Annotated in this window: 1 protein-coding gene; it reads right to left on the reverse strand. The window is 30.7% G+C overall.

What is annotated here, in order from left to right:
- Positions 1 to 378 precede the first annotated feature (378 nt).
- Positions 379 to 1,677: an ATP-binding protein gene (locus tag DAHG_RS00010; RefSeq protein ID WP_022936289.1), complete on the reverse strand. Its 1,299-nt coding sequence runs from the start codon at positions 1,675 to 1,677 to the stop codon at positions 379 to 381.
- Positions 1,678 to 1,885: the final 208 nt, after the last annotated feature.

Below are 1,885 nucleotides of genomic sequence, written 5' to 3' on the forward strand. Positions count from 1 at the left end.
GCTTTCAAAAGGATAATCATATAGTCCATTTTTATCATGTTTGTAATTATTTAAAACTATAATATAAGTCATATAACTTTCACTAATTTATTACATTTCGCCATATATAAATACAAACTATCAGTATCTATTCCAGCCCATTCACTTATTTTTTCTATAATTTAAAGTGTAACTGATTATGAAGATTCTCAAAAACTATTTAAATATAACTTGATAATTTAAGGTTATTAAATTTACTAGTGAAATTCACTTTTAACAAAAAAAGCGTAATCCCATCATCTGAGTTCACGCTCTTAATATGCAACTACACATTGTTTTTTATCACAAATCACTTAAATTTACCTCATCATAAAAGTATTCAATAATTGTTTTTTATACTCAATAATCTTTTATCTTCGATATTGCCCAGAGCGGTAAATTCAACAACCATTCTTCTTTTTTATAATCCGCCATAGAGGTACGAACAGCTATTTTAGGCTGATACTTTTCTTGATATACTTTAAGGCTCTTAGCCTTAAGATTTTGTTCAGCTTTGACTTCAATCGGAATGACATTGCTGCCATTGTCAATAATGAAATCTACTTCCGCCAATCCACGCTCAGCTGTCCAATAATAGACATTCAATCCTTTTATTGTTTTCAATTGCTGTAATACATACTGCTCGGTTAACGCACCTTTAAACTCTTTAAATAACTTGTTACCATCCAAAAGAACTTTCTGTTGTAAACCTACCATACAAGATAATAATCCTATGTCAACTAAGAATAATTTAAATGCTTTCAGATCTTCATAAGCTTTCAAAGGTAAATTTGGGGCCGACACTCGATGGACTTTATGTACAAGTCCACAATCAGTGAGCCAAAGTAAGGCTAACTCGAATTCTTTCGCTCTAGCACCTTCTTTTATAAAACCATATATAAACTTCTTATTTTCTTTTGCAAGTTGAGCTGCAATACTGTTCCATAGCATACGAATGCGAGGCACTGTTTCGTTAGGAGCATGTTTTGAGAAATCCTGTTCATAAGCAGTTAAGATATTTTGCTGAATCTCCCGTACTTCATTAAAATCACGCCTATTTACAAATGCTTGCACTGCTTCGGGCATCCCACCAACATAATAATAATATTTTAGTATATCGATAAAATCTTGTTTAAATGTAACTGCTATGTCGAAATTACCATCTTGTAAAAGATCAACGTACTGCGACTTATTCATAGCTATCATGAATTCAACAAAAGATAGAGGATAAAGATCCATAAATTCAACTTTTCCAACTGGAAAAGAAGTACCTTCATGAAGGGCAACTCCTAATAGACTACTAGCACATATGATTTGATATTGAGGCGCTTGCTCATTGAAATACTTTAAACTAGTTAAAGCCTTTGGTACTTCTTGTACTTCATCAAAAATCAATAGTGTATTATCAGAATCAATCTTATGACCAGCATATAATTCTAGCCCTGTAATCAACCGACTTATTTCTAAACTGCCTTCAAATAAATTTCTCATTTGCTCATTATTATCGAAATTTACATAAACAACTTTTTCATAAGAGCTATCTCCAAATTCTTTCATTAACCAAGTTTTACCTACTTGACGTGCTCCACGAATAATGAGAGGTTTTCTTCTTTCATTTGCTTTCCATTCTATTAATTGTTCAATAGCCGTACGATACATTAATATCACCTCATAATTTCTAATGATAGTATATCACTTTTATCAAAATATCATACGTAAAAATGTAAATCAATACAAATAAAACTTATCAATAATGAAAACAATGTGCAAAATCATAGTTATAAATCAAATGTTATATGCCTTAAAAAGGAAAATATATTAGATAAAAAAGCGATAAATAAGCAGCGATTTGAAAGCTTTTGAAAGC

It is taken from the genome of Dielma fastidiosa (assembly GCF_000313565.1).
In the GTDB taxonomy this organism is placed as follows: Bacteria; Bacillota_I; Bacilli_A; order Erysipelotrichales; family Erysipelotrichaceae; genus Dielma; species Dielma fastidiosa.

What these genes read in the sequence shown, in the direction of transcription:
- DAHG_RS00010 (WP_022936289.1), bottom strand. Translation starts at nt 1,677, where the DNA reads ATGTATCGTACGGCTATTGAACAATTAATAGAATGGAAAGCAAATGAA.